This is a genomic window from uncultured Citricoccus sp., assembly GCF_937871995.1.
Taxonomy (GTDB): Bacteria; Actinomycetota; Actinomycetes; order Actinomycetales; family Micrococcaceae; genus Citricoccus.
Genome location: NZ_CALMQR010000054.1, coordinates 138237 through 159019 on the forward strand (window position 1 = coordinate 138237; position 20783 = coordinate 159019).

18 protein-coding genes are annotated in these 20783 nt (G+C 72.0%); 15 read left to right on the forward strand and 3 right to left on the reverse strand.

All coding sequences use genetic code 11. From position 1 onward, the window contains the following. Positions 1-19 precede the first annotated feature (19 nt). Positions 20-400 (reverse strand): HEAT repeat domain-containing protein, encoded by a 381-nt coding sequence (locus tag Q0283_RS05430; RefSeq protein WP_183529661.1) that lies wholly within the window; start codon positions 398-400, stop codon positions 20-22. Then, positions 400-1395 carry an acyl-CoA thioesterase gene (locus Q0283_RS05435; protein ID WP_183529660.1) on the reverse strand — a complete coding sequence of 332 codons (996 nt, stop codon included), beginning with the start codon at positions 1393-1395 and terminating at the stop codon, positions 400-402. Before Q0283_RS05435 ends, Q0283_RS05430 begins: the two co-directional genes overlap by 1 nt. A gap of 136 nt (positions 1396-1531) precedes the next feature. On the opposite strand from Q0283_RS05435, the gene Q0283_RS05440 reads away from it, so the two are divergent. From Q0283_RS05440 to Q0283_RS05480, 9 genes are all read left to right on the forward strand, one after another. Further along, positions 1532-2479: an acyl-CoA thioesterase gene (locus Q0283_RS05440; protein ID WP_183529659.1), complete on the forward strand. Its 948-nt coding sequence runs from the start codon at positions 1532-1534 to the stop codon at positions 2477-2479. A 51-nt stretch (positions 2480-2530) separates the two neighbouring features. Then, positions 2531-3382, forward strand: a complete 852-nt coding sequence (locus Q0283_RS05445; RefSeq protein WP_298043545.1) for a hydrolase — start codon at positions 2531-2533, stop codon at positions 3380-3382. Between the two features lie 267 nt (positions 3383-3649). Continuing rightward, positions 3650-5407 (forward strand): ABC transporter ATP-binding protein, encoded by a 1758-nt coding sequence (locus tag Q0283_RS05450; RefSeq protein WP_298043547.1) that lies wholly within the window; start codon positions 3650-3652, stop codon positions 5405-5407. Next, positions 5404-7680, forward strand: coding sequence for an ABC transporter ATP-binding protein (locus tag Q0283_RS05455; protein WP_298043549.1), 2277 nt, complete (start codon positions 5404-5406; stop codon positions 7678-7680). The genes Q0283_RS05450 and Q0283_RS05455 overlap by 4 nt, the downstream gene beginning before the upstream one ends. Continuing rightward, the gene (locus tag Q0283_RS05460) at positions 7677-8804 is read left to right on the forward strand and encodes a hypothetical protein (RefSeq protein ID WP_298043551.1); all 1128 of its coding nucleotides are present in this window, start codon (positions 7677-7679) and stop codon (positions 8802-8804) included. Before Q0283_RS05455 ends, Q0283_RS05460 begins: the two co-directional genes overlap by 4 nt. 30 nt (positions 8805-8834) lie before the next feature. Beyond that, a complete protein-coding gene (locus tag Q0283_RS05465) occupies positions 8835-9836 on the forward strand; it encodes a CPBP family intramembrane glutamic endopeptidase (protein WP_298043553.1) in 1002 nt (333 codons plus the stop codon). A 26-nt stretch (positions 9837-9862) separates the two neighbouring features. After that, positions 9863-11257, forward strand: coding sequence for an MATE family efflux transporter (locus Q0283_RS05470; RefSeq protein WP_298043555.1), 1395 nt, complete (start codon positions 9863-9865; stop codon positions 11255-11257). Between the two features lie 52 nt (positions 11258-11309). Then, positions 11310-11900 carry a hypothetical protein gene (locus Q0283_RS05475; protein ID WP_298043557.1) on the forward strand — a complete coding sequence of 197 codons (591 nt, stop codon included), beginning with the start codon at positions 11310-11312 and terminating at the stop codon, positions 11898-11900. Positions 11901-12015: 115 nt separating this feature from the next. Continuing rightward, complete coding sequence (locus Q0283_RS05480) at positions 12016-12438, forward strand: hypothetical protein (protein ID WP_298043559.1); 423 nt, start codon at positions 12016-12018, stop codon at positions 12436-12438. Positions 12439-12525: 87 nt separating this feature from the next. Here Q0283_RS05480 and Q0283_RS05485 read toward each other — a convergent pair whose 3' ends face one another. Further along, positions 12526-13338 carry a CGNR zinc finger domain-containing protein gene (locus Q0283_RS05485; protein WP_298043561.1) on the reverse strand — a complete coding sequence of 271 codons (813 nt, stop codon included), beginning with the start codon at positions 13336-13338 and terminating at the stop codon, positions 12526-12528. Positions 13339-13622: 284 nt separating this feature from the next. Between Q0283_RS05485 and Q0283_RS05490 the strand changes: the two genes are divergently transcribed. The 6 genes from Q0283_RS05490 to adhP all read left to right on the forward strand — a co-directional run bounded on the left by Q0283_RS05490 (position 13623) and on the right by adhP (position 20730). Next, positions 13623-15278 (forward strand): thiamine pyrophosphate-dependent enzyme, encoded by a 1656-nt coding sequence (locus Q0283_RS05490; RefSeq protein ID WP_183529641.1) that lies wholly within the window; start codon positions 13623-13625, stop codon positions 15276-15278. Between the two features lie 103 nt (positions 15279-15381). Continuing rightward, on the forward strand, positions 15382-15876 hold the full coding sequence (locus tag Q0283_RS05495; RefSeq protein ID WP_298043564.1) for an SRPBCC family protein: 495 nt from the start codon (positions 15382-15384) through the stop codon (positions 15874-15876). 179 nt (positions 15877-16055) lie between these two features. Next, positions 16056-16487 carry a DUF779 domain-containing protein gene (locus Q0283_RS05500; RefSeq protein WP_183529637.1) on the forward strand — a complete coding sequence of 144 codons (432 nt, stop codon included), beginning with the start codon at positions 16056-16058 and terminating at the stop codon, positions 16485-16487. Positions 16488-16629: 142 nt separating this feature from the next. After that, positions 16630-17982: a GAF domain-containing protein gene (locus Q0283_RS05505; protein ID WP_298043566.1), complete on the forward strand. Its 1353-nt coding sequence runs from the start codon at positions 16630-16632 to the stop codon at positions 17980-17982. Positions 17983-18088: 106 nt separating this feature from the next. Next, on the forward strand, positions 18089-19636 hold the full coding sequence (locus Q0283_RS05510) for an aldehyde dehydrogenase family protein (protein ID WP_183529633.1): 1548 nt from the start codon (positions 18089-18091) through the stop codon (positions 19634-19636). Positions 19637-19701: 65 nt separating this feature from the next. Continuing rightward, positions 19702-20730: an alcohol dehydrogenase AdhP gene (gene adhP / locus Q0283_RS05515; RefSeq protein WP_183529631.1), complete on the forward strand. Its 1029-nt coding sequence runs from the start codon at positions 19702-19704 to the stop codon at positions 20728-20730. Positions 20731-20783 lie beyond the last annotated feature (53 nt).

Genomic DNA, 20783 nt, shown 5'->3' on the forward strand with positions numbered 1-20783 from the left:
GGTACCGGGGTGGGAGGCCTCAGTACTCGGTGCGCGGGCGCAGGTCGGGACGGTCCAGGCGGTCCGCGATCTGCACCAGGGCGTCCTCCGCGGCGGAGGCCAGCACGGAGTCCGGGTCCATGAGCAGCCCGTTCAGGGCCCGGGCGGCGCTCTCCCGGCCCACCGCCCCGAGGGCCTGGGCGGCGGCGCTGCGCACGCGCGGGTCCGGGTCGGCGAGCAGCCGCTCGAGCGGGCCGGCGGCCTCGGTGATGCCCTGCGCGGCGGCCACCCGGCAGCTCGCCTCACGGACCTGCCGGTCGTCGCTGTCCAGTCCCGCCAGCACGGCGGCGGGCCGGGCCGGGGCGCGCGCGGGCAGGTCCCGTGCACCCGGCAGGTTCACGTCCCAGTCTCGGGTGTCCATCAGTCCTCCTCCAGGAGATGGTTGGGCAGCCGGTTGCCCGGGGCCCGGCCGCGGATGGCCAGCAGGTCACGGGCGTGCTGCCACAGGCGACGGTCCTCCTCGGTGACGGGCACCCAGGGGGTCACGGGCACGGAGGTGCCCTCGTCGTCACGGGCCACCATCACGGTGATGCAATTGGTGGTCAGGTGCAGTTCGGTGCCCTTGGGATCCCCGGAGCGGACCTCCACGGCGATGTGCATGCCCTTGTTGCCCGTGTAGATCAGGCGTGCCTCCACCTCCACGAGGTCCCCGATGTGCAGGGGCTGCAGGAAGCGGATGCCCCCGGAGAACACCGCCACGGTGTCCCGCCCGCAGTACCGGGAGGAACATAGGTAGGCGGCCTGGTCGATCCACTCCATGACGATCCCGCCGTGGACCTTGCCACCCCAGTTGACGTCCGTGGGCACGGCCAGGAAGCGCAGGACCACCTTCTCGGCCGTCCCGGCGTCCGTGTACGTCTGCTTCTTCAGCTCGGCGCCGATCTCGTCCCGGACCGGGATGCGGGAGACGGCGTAGTCCCGGGCGAGCTGCTGTTCCAGCGTGCGGGGCACGAACTCCGGGACCGGGGTGGAGTGTCCGGCACCGTCCACCGCCACGAAGATCACGAGGCAGCGGGCGCGTTCCTCGAGGTGCCCGGTCTTCGGGTCCCCGGAGCGGACCATGGTGTTGATGTGCATCGAGCTGCGGCCGGTGTAGAGCACGGTGGCGGTGATCTCGACCATCTCGCCGACCTGCACCGGATCGTGGAAATGGATGTTCCCCACGTAGGCCGTCACGCAGTAGGAACCGGACCACGCGGTGGCCGCGGCGAACGCGGCCTTGTCGATCCACTCCAGGACCCGTCCGGCGTCCACCGTCCCGGCGTGGCCCCGGTCCGTGGGGGCGGCCAGGAAGCGCAGGGTCATCTCGTGCCGGCGCTCGCCGACGGGTGCGGCCGGATGCGGGGCGGTCTCCATGACCTCCATTCTGCCGTGGAGCGCCGTGTCCGGCCGAACGTGAATGCCCGCCGGCCCGCCCCGCACACCTGCCTCCGGTTCCGCTGGGTGAGAATGGCGGCAACGTGGCGTATGTCACGGGTGCTAGTTTCGTGTCATGCCCCGAAGTTCCGTCGCCCTCCAGTTCCGTGCCGAGGCCTATGACCACCCGGACGGCTCGGTCGACGCCGGAACCGTGATGACCTGGATCGACAAGACGGCCTACGCCGCGGCCGCCAGCTGGTCCGGTGGTGACGTGGTGGGCTCCTACGTGGGGAACATGCACTTCGCCAACCCGGTGCCCGTGGAGACCCGCGTGATCGTCGAGGCCCGCGTGGTGTACACGGGCCGGACCTCGGTGCACGTGCAGACCCGTGTGGTCCTGCCGGACACCCGGGACCAGCACGGCAAGGCCGTGGTGTGCACCGAGTGCGTCATGGTCTACGTGGCCGTGGACGACGCCGGTGGGCCGGTGCCCGTCCGTCCGTGGGAACCGAGCACCCCGGAGGAGCTGGAGCGCGCGCGGCTGGCCAGGGTCCGCGGCACCATCCGCCGTGAGGTGGAGGAGGCCATGGTCTCCGCCCCGCCCCCGGAGGGGGAGCTGACCGCCGAGACCGTGGTGTTGCGCTTCGTGGCCAACACCCGGGAGGTCTACCCCGGGGAGAAGGTCCAGGCCGGTGCCGTGATGCGCTGGATCGACGAGGCCGCCAACGTCTGCGCCTCCCGCTGGTCCGGACTGCCGGTCGTGGCGGTCTTCGCCGGCGGCGTCCGCTTCTACCAGCCGGTGCGGGTGGGGGACCTGGTGGAGATCGAGGCCCGCCTGGTCCACACCTCGGCACGCTCCATGCACGTCTCCATCCGCGCCCGGGCCGGGGACCGCCGCGAGCGCGAGCCCAAGCTGATCGCCCACGGGCTCACCGTGATGGTCTCGACCGGGACCAACGGCAAGGCCGTGCCGGTCAAGCAGTGGCGCGCGGTGACCGAACAGGACCAGTCCCTGGAGCGCAGGGCGCTGGAACTGGTCGGCCTGCGCAACAAGGCCTCCCACGAGTGGGCCGGGGGCTGACGCCCCGGGGCCTGTCCCGTCCCGCGGCGCGTTGCCTACACTGCACTGACCATGGACACCCAGCCGACACCTGACCAGCCGTGGGACCGGACCGTCCTGTGCACCACCTGCGGGGTGGAACACGACCCGGACGCCCTGCCCGGGACGTGCGCGATCTGCGCCGACGACCGCCAGTGGGTCCCGGCCGACGGCCAGCGCTGGACGACCGTGGGCGCCCTGCGCGCCGGCGGTGCCCGCGTGCAGCCGGCCCCGCTGGAGCCGGGACTCTGGGCGCTGCCGGTGCGCGGCGGGGCCGGGATCGGTCAGCATGCCAAGCTGCTGACGACGCCGGCCGGGAACCTCCTGGTGGACGTCCCCGCCCACATCGACCGGGCGGCCGTGGACGCGGTGGCCGGCCTCGGCGGGCTGGCCGGGATCATCGCCTCCCACCCGCACATGTACGGGGTCCAGTCGGACTGGTCCGAGGCGTTCGACGGCGTGCCGGTCTACGTCTCCGCGCCCGACGCCGCGTGGCTGGCCCGGCGGCCGGGGAACCTCGAGCTGTGGTCCGGGACGATCGAGCCCCTGCCCGGGGTCACGGCCTCCCAGCCCGGTGGCCACTTCCCGGGCAGCGTGGTGGTGCACTACACCGCTGAGGACGGGCGGGGGGTGCTGCTGGCCGGGGACACCGTGGGCGTGGCGCGGGACCGGGCCTGGACCACGTTCATGCGGTCCTTCCCGAACTACCTGCCCCTGTCCGGGCAGGTGGCGCTGCGGATCGCCGACCACCTGGACCGGTACGACTACGACCGGCTCTACGACAACTTCACCGGCTGCATCACCGCGGAGGCCCGCGCCGTGGTGCACCGCTCCGCGCGGCGCCACGCGGACTGGGCCGAGGGCCGCTGCGACCACCTGACCTGATCCCCTCCCCGCCCGGGGCCGCGGCGCGCACCCCGCGCCCCTGCGGCCGGGTGATTCCGATCCTGCGGGATCCCTCCCGGCGGGCCCGCGCCGGCCCCGGTGGCGAACCGGGTAGGGCATGATGGACCACGGACCATTCCGGTCCCCGACCTCCCGCCACCCCGTCACGGCCCTGGCGCGCGGTCACGGGGTCCCGTCACGGTCCCCGCCACCCTCGTCCGTCGAAGCGGATCCTTCGCGGACCCCTCTATGACCCGGGAGTGAACCGTGCTCTGGAAACTCGTCCGGCACTACGGCAGGCCCTACTGGCGCTCCGTCGTAGCGGTCCTGGTGCTGCAACTGGCCGCCACCCTGGCCACGCTGTACCTGCCGAGCCTGAACGCCGACATCATCGACGACGGCATCGCCCGGGGCGATACCGGCTACATCTGGCGGACCGGGGCGGTGATGCTCGGCGTCGCCATCGTCCAGGTGGCCACGGCGATCGCCGCCGTCTGGTTCGGCGCCCGCGTGGCGATGGCCCTCGGCCGGGACGTCCGCAAGGCCGTGTACTCCCAGGTGGACGGGTTCTCCGCCGAGGAGGTCGGACGCTTCGGTGCGCCCACCCTCATCACCCGCGGCACGAACGACGTCCAGCAGGTGCAGATGGTCGTGCTCATGGCGCTGAACTTCATGGTCATGGTCCCGATCATGTCCATCGGCGGCATCATCATGGCGATCCAGGAGGATCCCGGCCTGTCCTGGCTCGTGTGGGTCTCGGTTCCCCTCCTGCTGGTCATCGTCGGCCTGCTCGTGCGCACCCTCATGCCGTTGTTCGAGCGGATGCAGGACAACATCGACGGCGTGAACGGCGTGATGCGCGAACAGATCATGGGCATCCGCGTGGTCCGCGCCTTCGTCCGGGAACGCCACGAGGCCCAGCGGTTCACGGACGCCAACGCCGCGCTGACGGACACCTCGGTCCGGATCGGCCGGCTGTTCGTCCTGATGGGCCCGGTCATCACCATGGTCCTGCACCTGGCCACCGCCGCCGTGCTCTGGTTCGGCGGCCTGCGCGTGGACCAGGGACTCGTGGAGGTCGGCGCCCTGACCGCGTTCATGCAGTACCTCCTGCAGATCCTCATGGCCGTCATGATGGGCACCTTCATGTTCATGATGCTCCCGCGGGCCGTCGTCTGTGCCCGGCGGATCGGTGAGGTGCTGTCCACCTCCGGCTCGCTCCGGGAACCGGTCGCCCCCAGGGTGCCCGAGCGCCAGGAGGGCCGGGTGGAACTGCGCGATGTCCGCTTCGCCTACCCGGGTGCGGAGTCGCCCGTGCTGGACGGCATCTCCTTCATCGCAGAGCCGGGCCGCACGACCGCGATCATCGGCTCCACCGGCTCGGGCAAGTCGACGCTGGTGAACCTCATCCCCCGGCTCTACGACGCCACCGGCGGAGAGGTCCTCATCGACGGGGTGCCGGTGACCGAGCAGGCCAGGGCCTCGCTCACAGCGGCCGTGGGGCTGGTCCCCCAGAAGCCGTTCCTGTTCTCCGGGTCCGTGGCGGACAACCTCCGGTTCGGCAACCCAGACGCCACGGACGCCGAGCTGTGGGCGGCCCTGGACACGGCCCAGGCCACGGAATTCGTCCGGGACCGCACGACGGGGGAGGGGGAGGCGGCCCGCACCGGACTGGACTCCGCCATCTCCCAGGGCGGCACCAACGTCTCCGGGGGCCAGCGCCAGCGCCTGTGCATCGCCCGGGCGCTCGTGGCCCGGCCCCGGGTCTACGTGTTCGACGACTCGTTCTCGGCGCTCGACGTCACGACCGACGCCCGGCTGCGCCAGGCCCTGACCGGGTACACCCGGGGGGCCACCACGATCATCGTGGCCCAGCGCGTCTCCACCATCACCGACGCCGACCAGATCCTGGTCCTGGACGAGGGCCGGATCGTCGGCCGCGGCACCCATGAGGAACTGCTCGCGACGTCGGAGACCTACCGGGAGATCGTGGACTCCCAGATCAGTGCGGAGGAAGTGGCATGAGCGCGGACCGAGCGAACCGGAAGAGGGGCCGGAGGGCCCTGCGCGCGACGGACCGCCGGGGGCAGGGTGCCGACGACGCCGGCGCGATCACGGACGAGGAGATCGCCGAGCTGCAGGACAGCGTGGGACCCGACGAGTGGGGCGGCACCTCGGCTCCCCGCAGGGCCAAGGCGTTCTGGCCCTCGGCCAAGCGCCTGTTCGCCACCTTCGGGCCCGAGCGGACCGGCATGACGCTGGTCGTGGTGCTGGTCGTCGTGGCCGTGGTCTTCAACGTCTGGGCCCCCGCCATCCTCGGCGACGCGATGAACGTGATCTTCGGTGGCCTGGTCTCAGCCCAGATGCCGGCCGGCATGACCGCCGAACAGGTCATCGACGGGCTGCGCGCCACTGGCCAGGCCCAGGCGGCGGACATGCTGTCCGGGATGGACTTCGTGCCCGGCCAGGGCATCGACTTCGCGGAACTGGCCCGGCTCATCCTCATCGTGCTCGGCATGTACGTGGTGGCCCAGCTGTTCATGTGGCTGCAGGGGCGGGTCCTGAATGACATCGTCATGCGCGTGGTCTACCGGTTGCGCCAGGACATCGAGGCCAAGGTCAACCGCCTGCCGCTGAGCTACTTCGACACCCGGCAGCGCGGTGACCTGCTGTCCCGGACGACCAATGACGTGGACAATGTCCAGCAGGCCATGCAGCAGGCGTTCGCCACCCTGGTCTACTCGGCGCTGACGATCATCGGCATCGTCATCATGATGTTCTGGCTGTCCTGGCAGCTGGCGCTCATCGCGTTGGTCGCGCTCCCGTTGTCCGGCGTGGTGGTGGGAATCATCGGGTCGAAGTCGCAGAAGCTGTTCACCGCGCAGTGGAAGAACACCGGCCGGCTCAACGGCCACATCGAGGAGTCCTTCACGGGGCACGAGCTGGTGACGGCGTTCGGCCGCCAGCAGGACATGGGCGCCCGCTTCGACGAGCGCAACGAGGAGCTCTACGAGGCCTCGTTCCGGGCGCAGTTCTACTCCGGGATGATCATGCCGATCATGCAGTGGGTGAACTACCTCGGCTACGTGGGCATCGCCGTGGTGGGCGGTCTGCGGGTGGCCACGGGCCAGATGACCCTCGGCGCCGTCACGGCGTTCATCCAGTACTCGCGGGAGTTCAACCAGCCGCTGGGCCAGGTGGCGGGCATGTCCAACATGCTCATCTCCGGCGTGGCCTCCGCCGAGCGGATCTTCGAGCTGCTCGACGCCGAGGAACAGGACCCGGACCTGGCCGACCAGGAACGCGCGGGCACCCTGGACCCGGCCGGGCGCCGGCCGGCGGACCTGGCCCGGCCGGTGCTCGGGCGGATCGAGTTCGACCACGTGTCCTTCTCCTACACCCCGGAGAAGCCGCTCATCACGGACCTGTCCCTGACCGCCGAGCCCGGCCACACCATCGCCATCGTCGGGCCCACCGGTGCCGGGAAGACCACGCTGGTGAACCTCATCATGCGGTTCTACGAGATCGACGCCGGCGCGATCCGCCTCGACGGCGTGGACATCCGCTCCCTGCAGCGGAGCGTGCTGCGCGGCCAGGTGGGCATGGTGCTGCAGGACGCCGTCCTGTTCGGCGGGACCATCCGGGAGAACATCCGGTACGGGCGGCTGGACGCCACGGACGAGGAGGTCGTGGCCGCGGCGCGGGCCACGTTCGTGGACCGCTTCGTGCACACCCTGCCGGACGGCTACGACACGGTCATCGAGGACGAGGGCGCCAACGTCTCCGCCGGGGAGCGCCAGCTCATCACGATCGCCCGCGCCTTCCTGGCCGATCCCGCCCTGCTGATCCTGGACGAGGCCACCTCGTCCGTGGACACCCGGACCGAGGTGCTGGTCCAGGAGGCCATGGCGGCGCTGCGGACCGACCGGACCTCGTTCGTCATCGCCCACCGGCTGTCCACCATCCGCGACGCGGACGTGATCCTGGTGATGGAGCACGGGGACATCGTGGAGCAGGGCTCCCACGATCAGCTGCTCGCCGCCGGGGGCGCCTACCACCGGCTGTACATGTCCCAGTTCACCGCGGGCGTGGACCTCGATGCCGAGACGGAGGCGCTCTCGCCGGGCACCGGCGCCCTCCCGGTCAGCGGCGAGGGGACGGTCCCGGCCGGCACCGGGCCGGTTCCCGTGGTGACCGGTCCGGTTCCCGTGGTGACCGGGCCGGTTCCCGTGGTGACCGGTCCCGTACCCGTGGTGACGGACCCCGAGCCGGACGAGTCCGGGATCCGCGACCGGTGAGGGCACCGGACGGGGAAGCGGCCTCGGCGCACCGGGCCCCGGACGCCCCGGGCGCCCCGGGCGCGGACTCGGCCCGTCCCGGGACCACCGTCCGGTTGGGCGTGCTGATCCGGGCGGACGTGTCCGCTCCGGCGCAGGAGGGAACCCTGGCCGCGGAACTCGAGGACGGGCTGGCAGCCGCCTACCCGGGGTTGTCGTGGCAGGTCCAGGTGGAGCGGGGACACCTCGGGGATTCCGAGGACGAGGACTCGCTGGACCTTCTCGAGTCCACGCGGGACCGCATGCTCGACCGGGACTGGGACCTGGCGGTCGGCGTGTGCCAGGAGCCGTTGCGGCAGGGCCGGCACTCGCTGACCGCGCAGGTCTCCCCCGCGCACTCAGCCGGGGTCGTGTCCCTGGACCTGGCGGGGGTGGGTGTCGCGGACGCCGTGCGTGACGTCGTCGCACGGATCCTCGGCCTGGACCCGGACGAGGGTGGTCCCTCGCCGCAGCAACTGCGGTCCGCCGTGGACGCGGCGCGCCAGCTGGCCACGGACGTCGAGGACCGCGGCGCCGAGAACGGTGGACTGTTCGCCTGGCGGGTGGGGTCCTCGAACGCCCGGCTGCTCCTCGGCACCATCCGGGCCAACCGGCCGTGGCTGCTCGCCGCGAGCCTGTCCCGCTCGCTGTCCGCGGCCCTGGCGACCGGCGCGCTGACCCTCATCACCACCGACCTGTGGCTGCTCTCGGCGGAGTACGACGGGCTGCAGATGGCGCTCGTGGGCGCCGTGGCCGTCCTGTCCGTGACGGTGTCCCTCGTGGTGGGCGCGAACCTGTGGGAGAGGCCGCGGCGCCGCGCCGAACGTGAGCAGGTCGCCGTGTTCAACATCGCCACGGTCTCCTCCGTGCTGATCGGGGTGGTGGTGCTGCACGTGGGTCTGTTCGCGGCGGCCCTGGCCGGCGCCTTGCTGCTGGTGGACCCCGACGTGTTCGCGGAGGTCACGGGAGACCCCGCGCACTTCCCCCAGTACCTCAAGCTCGCCTGGTTCGTGGGCGGGCTGGCCACGATCGGCTCGGCGCTCGGGGCCGGGCTCGAGGAGGACGACGACGTCCGTGCCGCGATCTTCACCCGCGGCAGCGCCTGACCTCCCGGGGCCCGCCGATAGCATGGCCTCATGACCCAGGACCCGCGGCAGGCACCGCAGTACCAGCACTCCGCCCCGCCGCCGGGCCCGCAGTCCGCCGCGCAGGACATCCCGCCCGGGTGGCCGAAGCGGGGACAACGGTACGGTCACCCCGGATCCGGCCCCCGCACCGCCGGGATGCCGGGTGCTCCGTCCGCCCCCGGTGCCCTCTCCGTCCCGGGTGCCCCGTCCGGTGTCCAGCCGGCCCACGGCGGACCGGGCGGCATCCCCCCGGGCTGGCCGGGACGGGCACAGCGCGAGCGGATCGTGCTGGACCCGGGACCCTTCACGTGGATGGACCTGGCCACGGTCCTGGCGTACGTGCTGATCTTCATCCTGGGCGGCGCGGCGGTCGTGGCCCTGGTCCCGGGGTTCATGGACCGGTTCACGGACGCGGACGGCACCGTCAACACGGCCTCGTTCACCTTCGCCGTGAACCTCATCTCCTACGCAGTGCTCTCCGCGCTGGTGCTCATCGCCTGCTGGCGGCCGTTCGTGCGGTCCTTCCAGACCTTCCGGGACCGGGGCTGGCTGAAGGCGGGCCTCATCCCGGGCGTCTGGCTCGCGTGCATCATGGTCAACGCCCTCGTGGTGTTCGCGGCCGGCGAGCCGATCAAGAGCGCCAACCAGCTGGCCATCGAGGAGATGACCACCCAGGTCGACTTCCTGCCCATGCTCCTGGTGACCGTGCTGATGGCACCCCTCGTGGAGGAGTACATCTTCCGGCACCTGATGATCGGCAAGCTCTCCCGGTACATCAACGTCTGGGTCTGCGTGGCGATCTCCATGGTGCTGTTCGCGATGATCCACTTCATCAGCACGGGCTTCCAGTTCAACCCCGTGGAGGTCGTCCCCTACCTGACCCTGGCGGCGGCCATCTGCGTGACCTACGTCCTCACGGGCAGGTCACTGGCGTTCGTGGTGATCCTGCACGTGTTCAACAACCTCGTCTCGATCGTGGTGGCCTACACGCTGCTGCCGCTCGTCAGCTGAGCGACCATGACCACCGCCGAGGGCCCATGACCACCCGGGACACCGAGCGCCCCGGACTCCGGGCGGCCCCGCGCGACCCCCGTCCGGTCTCGCGGCAGATCCTCGCCCTGGCCGTCCCTGCCTTCGGGGCCCTGCTGGCCGAGCCGCTGTTCCTGCTCGCCGACACCGCGATCATCGGCCACCTCGGCGTGGCGCAACTGGCCGGCGTGGGGGTGGGGACCACCATCCTGCACACCGTGACCGGGCTGATGATCTTCCTGGCCTACTCGACCACCCCGGCGGTGTCCCGCTTCATGGGCGCGGGCAACCGGCGCGCGGCCATGGACCGCGGGCGCGACGGCGTCTGGCTGGCCCTGCTGCTCGGCCTCGCCCTGGCGGTGGCCGGCTGGGTCACCGCCGCGCCGCTGGCCGGGCTGGTCGGCGCGGACGGGGCGGTCCAGGAGCACGCGGTGGCCTACCTGCAGTGGTCCATGCCGGGTATCCCGGCCATGCTCGGCGTGCTCGCCGCCACCGGCATCCTGCGCGGACTGCTGGACACCCGGACGCCCCTGATCGTGGCCGGGGTGGGCTTCGGCCTCAACATCGGGCTGAACTTCCTCATGGTCTACGGCCTCGGACTGGGCGTGGCGGGGTCCGCGGCGGGCACCTCGATCGTGCAGTGGGGGATGTTCGCCGTCTACCTGGCCGTGCTGCTGCCCAGGTTCCGTGCCGCCGGGACCGGCCTGGCGCCGTCGTGGGCGGGTATGCGGGCGACCGCGCAGGTGGGCTCCTGGCTGCTGTTGCGCACCGCGAGCCTGCGGGTGGCCATCCTGGCCACCGTCATGGCCGCCACGGGACTGGGCGTGGCCACGCTGGCCGCGCACCAGCTCGTGTTCACCGTCTACTCCACCCTGGCCTTCGCCCTCGACGCCCTGGCGATCGCCGCCCAGGCGCTCATCGGACGGGAGCTGGGCGCCGGCCGCAGGGACGAGGCGCGCGCCCTGACCGGCACCATGGTCCGGTGGAGCCTGTGGTTCGGGCTGGTCACCGGCCTGCTGCTGGCGGTGCTGGCCTGGGTGCTGCCGCCGTTGTTCACGCCGGATCCGGCGGTGCGGGCCGCGGCCACCGCGGGCCTGCTGGTGCTCGCGGCGTCGCAGCCGGTCAGCGGGTTCGTGTTCGTCCTGGACGGCGTGCTCATCGGGGCCGGCGACGCCCGCTACCTGGCCCTGGTCGGCGTCGTGAACCTGGTGGTGTACCTGCCCGCGCTCGCCGGACTGGCGTGGCTCGCCTCGGGTGCGGCGCAGGGTGGCCAGGCCCCCGGTGCCGGCGTCCAGCTCGCGCTGCTGTGGGCCGGTTTCGCGGGGGTCTTCATGGGAGCCCGCGCCGTGACGCTCGGGCTGCGGGCGCGTTCCGACGCGTGGATGCGCACCGGCGAGCAGTGAGGGCGGACCGGCCACGGCCGGCCCGTTCCGGCACCCGGCCTAGAATGGACGGGTGCCTGCCGCAAAAGCCCCCGTCGAGACCGCCGCGATCATGTGGAAGCCGATCCTCGTGCGCGCCCTCATCGCCGCGATCTTCGGCCTGACCACCATCTTCCTGCAGGAGCCGGGTCTGGGCGTGCTGAAGTATGGCCTGGCCGCGTACTTCGTGTTCTCCGGCTCGGGGCTGTGGGAGTACCTGCGCCGCGAGCCCGTGCCCGCGGGCATGCGCGGTCCGCTGTCCATCGCCGCGGCCGTGTTCATGGTCGGCGCGATCGCCCTGCTCTTCGCCGGCACGGCGTTCGTCGCCGGCCTGATCGCCGCGGTCGCGCTCATCGGGTCCGGCCTCGCCGAGGTGGTGGCCTGGGCGCGGTACCGCAGGGAGTTCGTGCCCGCGCGCGACCAGCTCTACACGGGCGGCGTCGGCATCCTGTCCGGCATCGGCCTGCTGATCTTCCTGCACCTGGACCCGCACGGGATGCTCGGCATCGTCGGCGGCGGGGCCATCGTCATCGCCGTGCTCCTGGCCATCTCCGGCTTCGGCTTCCGGCACGACGCCGGCCCGGCCGCCCGCGAGGCCGCCGAGCCCCGGGCCCCGCGCAGGTAGGGGCCGGTTTCCCGGTCCTGGGTCGAGAGGTTTCTCTACACCCCGTAGAATGGACGGGTGCGCCGCGGCCCCGCACGGCCGCCGTACCGGAACCCGTAGACCAGGAGAACAGTTCGTGAGCACGCCCAGCACCGGCCCGCAGTCCCGGGACCCCCGTCAGTCCGGGGCCCGGAAGGACGAGGGCAAGCCCGGGTTCCTGGCCTCGATCAAGGGACCGCTCGTCTTCTCCTTCGCCCTGGCCGTCATCGGCGGCGCGGTCGCCATGTTCACCGCCTCCGGGGGCTCGGACAACCCGGTGCGCGTGGACATCGCGTTGATCGCCTTCGGCGTCTTCTTCATCGTGTCCCTCGTGGTGGTGGCCATGCTGCAGCTGGCCGCCAAGGACAACCCGGAGCACCTGTCCCAGGGTTCCGGGGTGCACCGATCCTCGGAGGAACTGCACCAGCAGGCCGTGGCCCGGCGCAAGGCCGAGGCGCGCCGCAGGCGCGAGGAGGCGGCCGGTCGCGCCGCCTCCGACGAGGGCCCCGGGGCCGGTTAGGCCCTCCGCGCCTGCGCGCCGCGGCCGACGCCGGCCGGCGTCGACGCCGCGGACATCACCCGGCGGTGTGCCCGCGGCGTCCCCGCACTACTTCTTGTGCTTCTTGGACTTCTTCTTGCCCTTGTCCTTCTTCGCCTTCTTGCCGGGCTTCGTCCCCTCCCCGTCCGGGGCCCTGTCGCGGACCGCGTCCTGCTGCACGGCCCGGTCCGAGGACACCGCACCGGTCTCCTCGCCCCCCGTCTCGGCCGCCCGGCGCGCCCGGTAGGCACGGACATGGGCCCGGTTGGCGCAGTTGGCCTCATCGCAGAACTGCTTGGAGCGATTGCGGGTCAGGTCCACGAAGGCGTTGTCGCACGCCTCCCCGGAACAGGTCCGCAGCCGGGTGAGCTCCCCGGCCAGCGCCACGTCGGTCAGTGCCAGTGCGAAGGCGGTGGACAGCTCCTTCTCCGCGGGATCGCCCTCGCGTCCGGCGTCCAGGACCGCCGGGGTCCGGGCCGGGGAACCCGCCGCCGGCCCGCCCGCCGCGTGCGGCGCCGTGGCCGCGGTGCCCGGCCTCTCGCCGTCGGGCCCCCCGGGCAGGATCAGCTGCACGGGGCCGGCGGCGGAGAGCAGGTGGTTGATGCCCGCCAGGGCGGCCCCGGCGTCCTCGGCGGCGGCATCGTGCCAGATGCCGGCGATGGCGGCCCGCAATTTGCGCACCGAGCGCAGGGTGGCGCTGGAGGAGGGCTCGGCGCCGGCGGGGCGGGCCTCGCCGGCGTGGGGGGACACGTCGGCGAGGATGTCGGCCAGGTGCTGTTCGTCGAGTCGTTCGGGAAGGGTCTGGCCGCCGTGGTCACCGGCGGCGGTATTGGCAAGGGCTGCGGCCTGAGTGAGACGGCGCGTGGTGTTGGGGGAGAACATTTCAGCACTGTACTTTCGGTTGATCCTGTAGGACAGAATTCGTCCCCGCCGGTGGCCGGCGGGGTGCGGAGGGTGCCCGCCCGGGGCCGTCCGGAGGGGCTGTTGGGGCGGGTCGGGGCCGGGTCCGGGAGATCATCAGCCCACTGACGACATATCCCGCCACAGGTGACGGGCGGTACGGTGCGCTGGGGTATCTTTGCTCGGAGTCCACCCCGGCCCGCCCGTGGGAACACCCGGGTCGCGGTGCGGCAGTGCCGCCGCCGCACACAGTCCAAGGAGCCTTGATGAGCACTGAGCAGAACACGTCCGAGACCAAGTCCGCCGGCCACGTCATCGTGGACACGCTGGAGGCCCACGGCGTGAAGCGCGTCTATTCGGTGCCCGGGGAGAGTTACCTGGACGTGCTGGACGGCCTGCACAACTCCTCCATCGAGAACGTGATCTGCCGCCACGAGGGCGGGGCCGCCTACATGGCCGAGGCCGACGGCAAGATGAACCCGGTCCCGGGCATCGCCATGGTCACCCGCGGCCCCGGTGCCGCGAACGCCCACGTGGGCCTGCACACCGCCTGGCAGGACTCCACCGCGATGGTGCTGTTCGTGGGCCTGATCCCCTTCGAGCACCGCGGCAAGGAGGCGTTCCAGGAGTTCGACCCGCAGATGTGGTTCGAGTCCGGCGCCAAGCGCGTGATGACCCTCGACCACGCCAGCCGCGCCTCCGAGATCGTCGCCGAGGCCATGTTCGCCGCCAGCTCCGGCCGTCCCGGCCCGGTCATCGTCGGCCTGCACGAGGACGTCATCAAGGAGCAGGTCGACGCCACGCTGCACCCCTGCATCCCGGTGGCCCCCGGCGGCATGACCGTCGAGGACTGGAAGTCGCTCCACGACGCACTGCAGGAGGCGGACAAGCCGCTGTTCATCACCGGCGGCAACGACTGGACCACCGAGGGCGCGGAGATGCTCACCACGTGGCTGGAGGAGCACCACATCCCGGCCGCCGCCGAGTGGCGCACCGAGGGCACCGTGCCCTTCAACTCGCCGTCCTACGTGGGCCCGATCGGCTACGGCCGCCCGAAGCCCACCTATGACCTGCTCGAGGAGACCGACCTCATCGTCTTCGTCGGCACCGTCCCGGGCGACGTCGTCACCGACGGCTTCACCATCCGCCAGCACTGGGACAAGAAGAACTTCCTGGTCACCATCGACCCGTCCCTGCGCGGCCGCTCAGGCCCCGTCTCCCACCAGATCGTGGCCAAGCCGGACGTGTTCGTGCGCGACCTGGTCCGCATGGACCTCAAGGTGAAGGACTCCTGGAAGGAGTGGACCGCCCGGATGCGCTGCGAGCAGGAGGCGTTCGCCGCCCTGCCGCCGGCCGAGCCCTCCGAGGGCCAGGCCCGCATGGACACCCTCATGGCCAACCTGGTGCAGTCCCTGCCCGAGGACGCCATGATCACCCTGGGCGCCGGTGAGCACACCAACTGGGCGCACCGCTACTTCCCGACCAACTCCTACGCGGCCATGATCTCGGCCCGCAACGGCTCGATGGGCTACTCGGTGCCGTCCGCCGTGGCGGCGTCCCTGAACTACCCGGGCCGCCGAGTGGTCACCATCGCCGGGGACGGCGAGTTCCTGATGAACGGCCAGGAGATGGCCACCGCAGCCCAGTACGGTGCCACCCCGCTGATCATCGTCATGGACAACCAGGAGTACGGCACGATCCGCACCCACCAGGAGCGGGACTACCCGGGCCGCGTCTCCGGCACCCAGCTGAAGAACCCCGATTTCGCCAAGGCCGCGGAGGCCTTCGGCGGCTTCGGCGTGCGGGTGGAGCAGGACTCCGAGGTGCCCGGCGCCCTGGAGGCCGCTCTCAAGGCCATCGACGACGAGGGCCGGTTCGCCCTCATCCACCTGATCGTCGAGCAGCGCGTCAAGGCGTACTGAACCCGAACGGTTCAGTCCTGGGCCGGAACGGTTCAGCGCACGGCAGGCGGAGCGGTACGGTGATCCCATCCGCTCCGCCTGTCGTCCACCGAGGTCCGTCCCCATGAAGCCACTGTCCGTCGTCGTCCACGTCAACGCCCCCGCCGCCGCCGTCTGGGAGGTGCTGACCGACCTCGAGGGCACCGCGCAGGTGCTCGGCGGGGTACGCGGGGTGGAACGGCTCTCCGGGGACACCGGTTACCAGGTCGGCACCCGCTGGCGGGAGTCCCGGGTGATGTTCGGTCAGGAGGCCACCGAGGACATGACCGTCACGGCCGTCGAGCCCGGACGCCGGACCGAGCTGCGGGCCGAGTCCCACGGCATGCGCTACCGCACCGAGTTCGAACTGCGGCCGGTCACCGGAGGCGCCGATGCCTCTCCGCGGACCCAGCTCGTGATGCGCTTCCAGGGCGAGCACGCGCACGGCGGCCGTGCGCGGAAGCTGCTGGGCGCCCTCACGGCGCCCCTGGGGGTGGCCGTCTCCCGGACGGCGATGGGCCAGGACCTGGCGGACATCGCCGCCGCGGCCGAGCGCCGCGCCCGGGCCCGGACCGCCTGAGCGGCCCCGTCCCGGTCGTCCCGGGTCAGGCCCGGGATACCGGTGCGGGGACGCGGTGGGTCGCGGCCGTCCCGCCGGTCCTCCGGTGGTGGCCCCGTGCGCACCCGCGGGCTACTGATCGTGACGCGGGTCACGTTTAAGGATACGGTGAGGGGATCCCCTACCCCCAGGAGACCGCGATGACGTCCGCGTCCCCGGAGGCTCCGAGTGGAGCCGGCCATCCCTCCGTGCTCGACGCCCGCCCCCAGGTGCCCGGTGAGCAGGTCTCGCGCGTCGGGATGACCCGGGCCGCGCTGGAGCTGGTGCAGGCCCTCCAGCGGGTCCACGGGCCGTTGATGTTCCACCAGTCCGGCGGGTGTTGCGACGGCTCCTCGCCGATGTGCTTCCCGGACGGTGACTTCCGCACCGGTGACGCCGACATCCTGCTGGGCACCTTCGACCTGCCCGACGGCACCGAACTGCCCTTCTGGATGAGCCGCGAGCAGTTCGAGTACTGGAAGCACACCCACCTGACCCTGGACGTGGTCGACGGCCGGGGGTCCGGGTTCTCGGTGGAGGCCCCCGAGGGCAAGCGCTTCCTCATCCGCTCGCGACTGATGGATCCTCGGTGATCCCCAGGCTCGCGGCGCCCTCCTACCAGCGGCACGTGGAGCGGGCGCACCACGAGCTCGCGGCCCTGGCCGCCGGTGCCACGGCGGTGGGCGCGGGCTCCCCGCCCTGCCGCTGCCGGACGGCGGACCGCTGCGGGAGGACGTGGTCCAGTCCTGGAGGCGGTCCCTGGCCGTCCGGGCCCGGATCGACGCCTCGGCGGCGCCCGCGGTGCTCGCCGACGACGACCTGCGCCACGCCCGCAGCGAGCACCCCCTGGCGGGGGTCCTGGCCGTCGTGCGCCGCCTGCTGGTGCAGCCGGCGACGGACGCCGGACTGATCGTGGCCCTGGGCAACGCCGCGGGCCAGCTGCTCTGGGTGGAGGGTGACCCGGCCGCGGCCCGGCGCGCCGAGGTGATGGGCTTCGTGCCGGGAGCGGACTGGTCCGAGACGTCCGTGGGCACCTCCGCCCCCGGGGCCGCCCTGGCCACCGGGCGTCCCATGCAGGTCAGCCGCGCCGAGCACTTCCACCCGGTGGTCCACCCCTGGAGCTGCTCGGCGGTGCCGTTGCGGGACCCCTCGGACGGGTCGATCCTCGGCGTGCTGGACCTGACCGGCGGGGACGAGGCCGTCTCCCCGCTGGCCCTGCCGCTGCTGGCCGCCGCGGCCTCAGCGGTCGAACTGACGTGGCAGCGGACGGGAGCCGGCCGGGCGGCCGGATCCACCGTCGTCGTGCCCGGCCGTGCGGCGCGCGAAGCGGGCCCGACGGCGCGAACCGCCGCGTCCGGCGGGACTGCCTCCACCGGCGGCGTGGACCCCGGTCCGGGTGCTCCCGCGCACGGGGACGCGGGCCGGGACCTGCTGCTGCGGGTCACCGGGGTGCTGCCGGCCCGGTTGGGGCGGGACGGCGCCGCCCTGCGTGAGGTGTCCGGCCGGCACGCGGAGATCCTCACCCTGCTGGACTGGCACGCCCCCGGGCTGGACGGGGCCGCGCTCGAGGACATGCTCTACGGCCGGCGCGGCCAGGACGTGACCCTGCGGGCCGAGCTGCACCGGTTGCGCCGGATGCTGGCCGGATGCGCGGAGGGCGGCACGGGCCCGTCCACCCCGGGCCCGGCCCCCGGGACCGGTCCGGCCGGGGATGCACCGGACGCCGGTCGCATCGGGCTCGACTCGCGCCCGTACCGCATCAGCGGGCCGTTGCGCACGGACGCCGGCCTGGCCCGGGACGCGCTGCGCCGCGGCGACCTGGACGCGGCCCTGCGCTGCGCCGTCGGGATGGTGCTGCCGCGCTCCGAGGCCCCCGGCATCGTGGAGATCCGGCGGGAACTGCACGCGGACCTGCGCGAGGCCGTGCTGCAGGACGCCGGCCTCGAGCAGTTGTGGGCGTACCTGGGGCGTCCGGAGGCCGCCGGGGACCTGGACCTGTGGTCGACGGCGTTGCGCATGCTGCCGGCCGACTCACCGCGCCGTGCGCTCGCCGTGAGCACGATCGAGCGGATCACCGCAGGCGGCTGACCGGCCGGGGGGCGCGCCCCCGCGGATGCAACGTGGATGCAACCTCACTGTGAGTACCGTCACAGTCAGCGCAGGGTAGCGCCCGTTCCATCCCCGAGGAGTCGACATGACCGTCTACGCAGATCCCGAGACCACCGTCTACGCGAACCCCGGCACCGAGGGTGCCAAGGTCAGCTTCAGGCCCCGCTACGACCACTACATCGGCGGCGAGTGGGTCCCGCCCGTGAAGGGCCAGTACTTCGAGAACCCCACCCCGGTGACCGGACAGGTGTTCACGGAGGTCGGCCGGGGCACGCCCGAGGACATCGAGGCGGCACTGGACGCCGCCCACGCCGCCGCGCCGGCCTGGGGCCGGACATCGCCGGCCGAACGGGCGCTGATCCTGAACCGGATCGCGGACCGCATGGAGCAGAACCTGGAGATGCTCGCGGTGGCCGAGACCTGGGACAACGGCAAGGCCGTCCGCGAGACGCTCAACGCCGACCTGCCCCTGGCGATCGACCACTTCCGCTACTTCGCCAGCGCCATCCGCACGCAGGAGGGCAGCCTGTCCCAGCTGGACGAGAACACCACCGCCTACCACTACCACGAGCCGCTCGGGGTGGTCGGGCAGATCATCCCGTGGAACTTCCCGATCCTCATGGCCGTCTGGAAGCTCGCACCGGCGCTGGCCGCGGGCAACGCGGTGGTGCTCAAGCCGGCCGAGCAGACCCCGGCCTCCATCCTCGTGCTCGCCGAGCTGATCGGGGACCTGCTGCCTCCCGGCGTGCTGAACATCGTCAACGGGTTCGGCCTGGAGGCCGGCAAGCCGCTGGCCGCCAGCAAGCGCATCCGCAAGATCGCGTTCACGGGTGAGACCACCACGGGCCGGCTCATCATGCAGTACGCCTCCGAGAACCTCATCCCGGTGACCCTCGAGCTGGGCGGCAAGTCCCCCAACGTCTTCTTCGAGGACGTCATGTCCGCCGACGACGCCTACTGGGACAAGGCCCAGGAGGGCTTCACCATGTTCGCCCTCAACCAGGGCGAGGTCTGCACCTGCCCGTCCCGCGCGCTGGTCCAGGAGTCCATCGCCGACCGCTTCCTGGACGCCGTGGTCGAGCGCACGAGGCGCATCAAGCAGGGCAACCCGCTGGACCCGGAGACCATGATGGGCGCCCAGGCCTCCAACGACCAGCTCGAGAAGATCAAGTCCTACCTGGACATCGGCCGCCAGGAGGGCGCCGAGGTGCTGATCGGCGGGTCGCCGGCCGAGCTCGACGGGGACCTGGCGGGCGGCTACTACGTGCAGCCGACCATCTTCCGCGGCACCAACGACATGCGCATCTTCCAGGAGGAGATCTTCGGCCCGGTGGTCTCGCTGACCACCTTCCGGGACTTCGACGACGCCATGGCCATCGCCAACGACACCCTCTACGGCCTGGGCGCCGGGGTCTGGTCCCGCAACGGGAACACCGCCTACCGGGCCGGGCGGGCCATCCAGGCCGGCCGGGTCTGGGTGAACAACTACCACGCGTATCCGGCGCACTCCGCCTTCGGCGGGTACAAGTCCTCCGGCATCGGCCGGGAGAACCACCTGATGATGCTGGACCACTACCAGCAGACCAAGAACCTGCTGGTGTCGTACGCCGAGGGCAAGCAGGGCTTCTTCTAGACCCGGCCCGGCCCCCGACCCCCCTCAGAGGAACACCCCGCTTTTCCCGCATCTAGGAGGATGCCATGAACATGATGAAGGCCGCCGTCGTCGAGTCGTTCGGCAAGGACCTCACCGTCAAGGACCTGCCCATCCCGGAACCCGGGCCCGGCCAGGCGCTGGTGAAGCTGATCTCCACCGGCGTGTGCCACACCGACCTGCATGCCCGGGACGGTGACTGGCCCGTGCAGCCCACCCCGCCCTTCGTCCCGGGGCACGAGGGCGTCGGCATCGTCGAGAAGGTCGGCGAGGGGGTGACCGACGTGTCCGTGGGACAGATGGTCGGCAACGCCTGGCTGTCGAGTGCGTGCGGCAGTTGTGAGTACTGCCGGACCGGCTGGGAGACCCTGTGCGAGAGCCAGACCAACGGCGGCTACTCCGTCGACGGCTCCTTCGGGGAGTACATGCTGGTGGACGCGAGGTTCGCGGCGATCATCCCTGAGGGTGCGGATCCGTACGAGGTCGGTCCCGTACTGTGCGCCGGGGTGACCGTCTACAAGGGCCTGAAGCAGACCGAGGTCCGTCCCGGCCAGTGGGTGGTCATCTCCGGCATCGGCGGGCTGGGGCACATCGCCGTCCAGTACGCCGTGGCCATGGGGATGCGCGTGGTCGCCGTGGACGTCGCCGACGACAAGCTGGCGCTGGCCCAGGAGCACGGTGCGGAGGTCCTGGTCAACGCCAACGTGGCCGAACCGGCCGAGGAGATCCTGAAGAGGACCGGAGGGGCCCACGGCGTGCTCGTGACCGCGGTCCACCCGAAGGCCTTCGGCCAGGCGATCGCCATGGCCCGCCGCGGCGGCACGATCGTGTTCAACGGGCTGCCGCCGGGAGACTTCCCGGCGCCGATCTTCGACATCGTCCTGAAGGGCCTGACGATCCGCGGCTCGATCGTCGGGACCCGCCAGGACATGGTCGAGGCGCTGGACTTCTACGCGCGCGGGCTGATCCACCCCACCTACACGCGGCGTCCGCTGTCCGAGGTGAACGCGGTGCTGGACGAGATGCACCACGGCAAGATCGCCGGCCGCGTCGTCATCGACTACACGGAGGACTGAGCCGTCCCGTTGACCCGCACCTGACCCGCACCTGACCCGGACGGGCCCCGGCG

Bases quoted from the DNA above. Each gene is read 5' to 3' on its own strand.
- Q0283_RS05430 (WP_183529661.1), bottom strand. From the start codon at position 400: ATGGACACCCGAGACTGGGACGTGAACCTGCCGGGTGCACGGGACCTG.
- Q0283_RS05455 (WP_298043549.1), top strand. From the start codon at position 5,404: ATGAGCGCGGACCGAGCGAACCGGAAGAGGGGCCGGAGGGCCCTGCGC.
- Q0283_RS05495 (WP_298043564.1), top strand. From the start codon at position 15,382: ATGAAGCCACTGTCCGTCGTCGTCCACGTCAACGCCCCCGCCGCCGCC.
- Q0283_RS05470 (WP_298043555.1), top strand. From the start codon at position 9,863: ATGACCACCCGGGACACCGAGCGCCCCGGACTCCGGGCGGCCCCGCGC.
- Q0283_RS05500 (WP_183529637.1), top strand. From the start codon at position 16,056: ATGACGTCCGCGTCCCCGGAGGCTCCGAGTGGAGCCGGCCATCCCTCC.
- Q0283_RS05490 (WP_183529641.1), top strand. From the start codon at position 13,623: ATGAGCACTGAGCAGAACACGTCCGAGACCAAGTCCGCCGGCCACGTC.
- Q0283_RS05435 (WP_183529660.1), bottom strand. From the start codon at position 1,395: ATGGAGACCGCCCCGCATCCGGCCGCACCCGTCGGCGAGCGCCGGCAC.
- Q0283_RS05510 (WP_183529633.1), top strand. From the start codon at position 18,089: ATGACCGTCTACGCAGATCCCGAGACCACCGTCTACGCGAACCCCGGC.
- Q0283_RS05445 (WP_298043545.1), top strand. From the start codon at position 2,531: ATGGACACCCAGCCGACACCTGACCAGCCGTGGGACCGGACCGTCCTG.
- Q0283_RS05465 (WP_298043553.1), top strand. From the start codon at position 8,835: ATGACCCAGGACCCGCGGCAGGCACCGCAGTACCAGCACTCCGCCCCG.
- adhP (WP_183529631.1), top strand. From the start codon at position 19,702: ATGAACATGATGAAGGCCGCCGTCGTCGAGTCGTTCGGCAAGGACCTC.
- Q0283_RS05440 (WP_183529659.1), top strand. From the start codon at position 1,532: ATGCCCCGAAGTTCCGTCGCCCTCCAGTTCCGTGCCGAGGCCTATGAC.
- Q0283_RS05485 (WP_298043561.1), bottom strand. From the start codon at position 13,338: ATGTTCTCCCCCAACACCACGCGCCGTCTCACTCAGGCCGCAGCCCTT.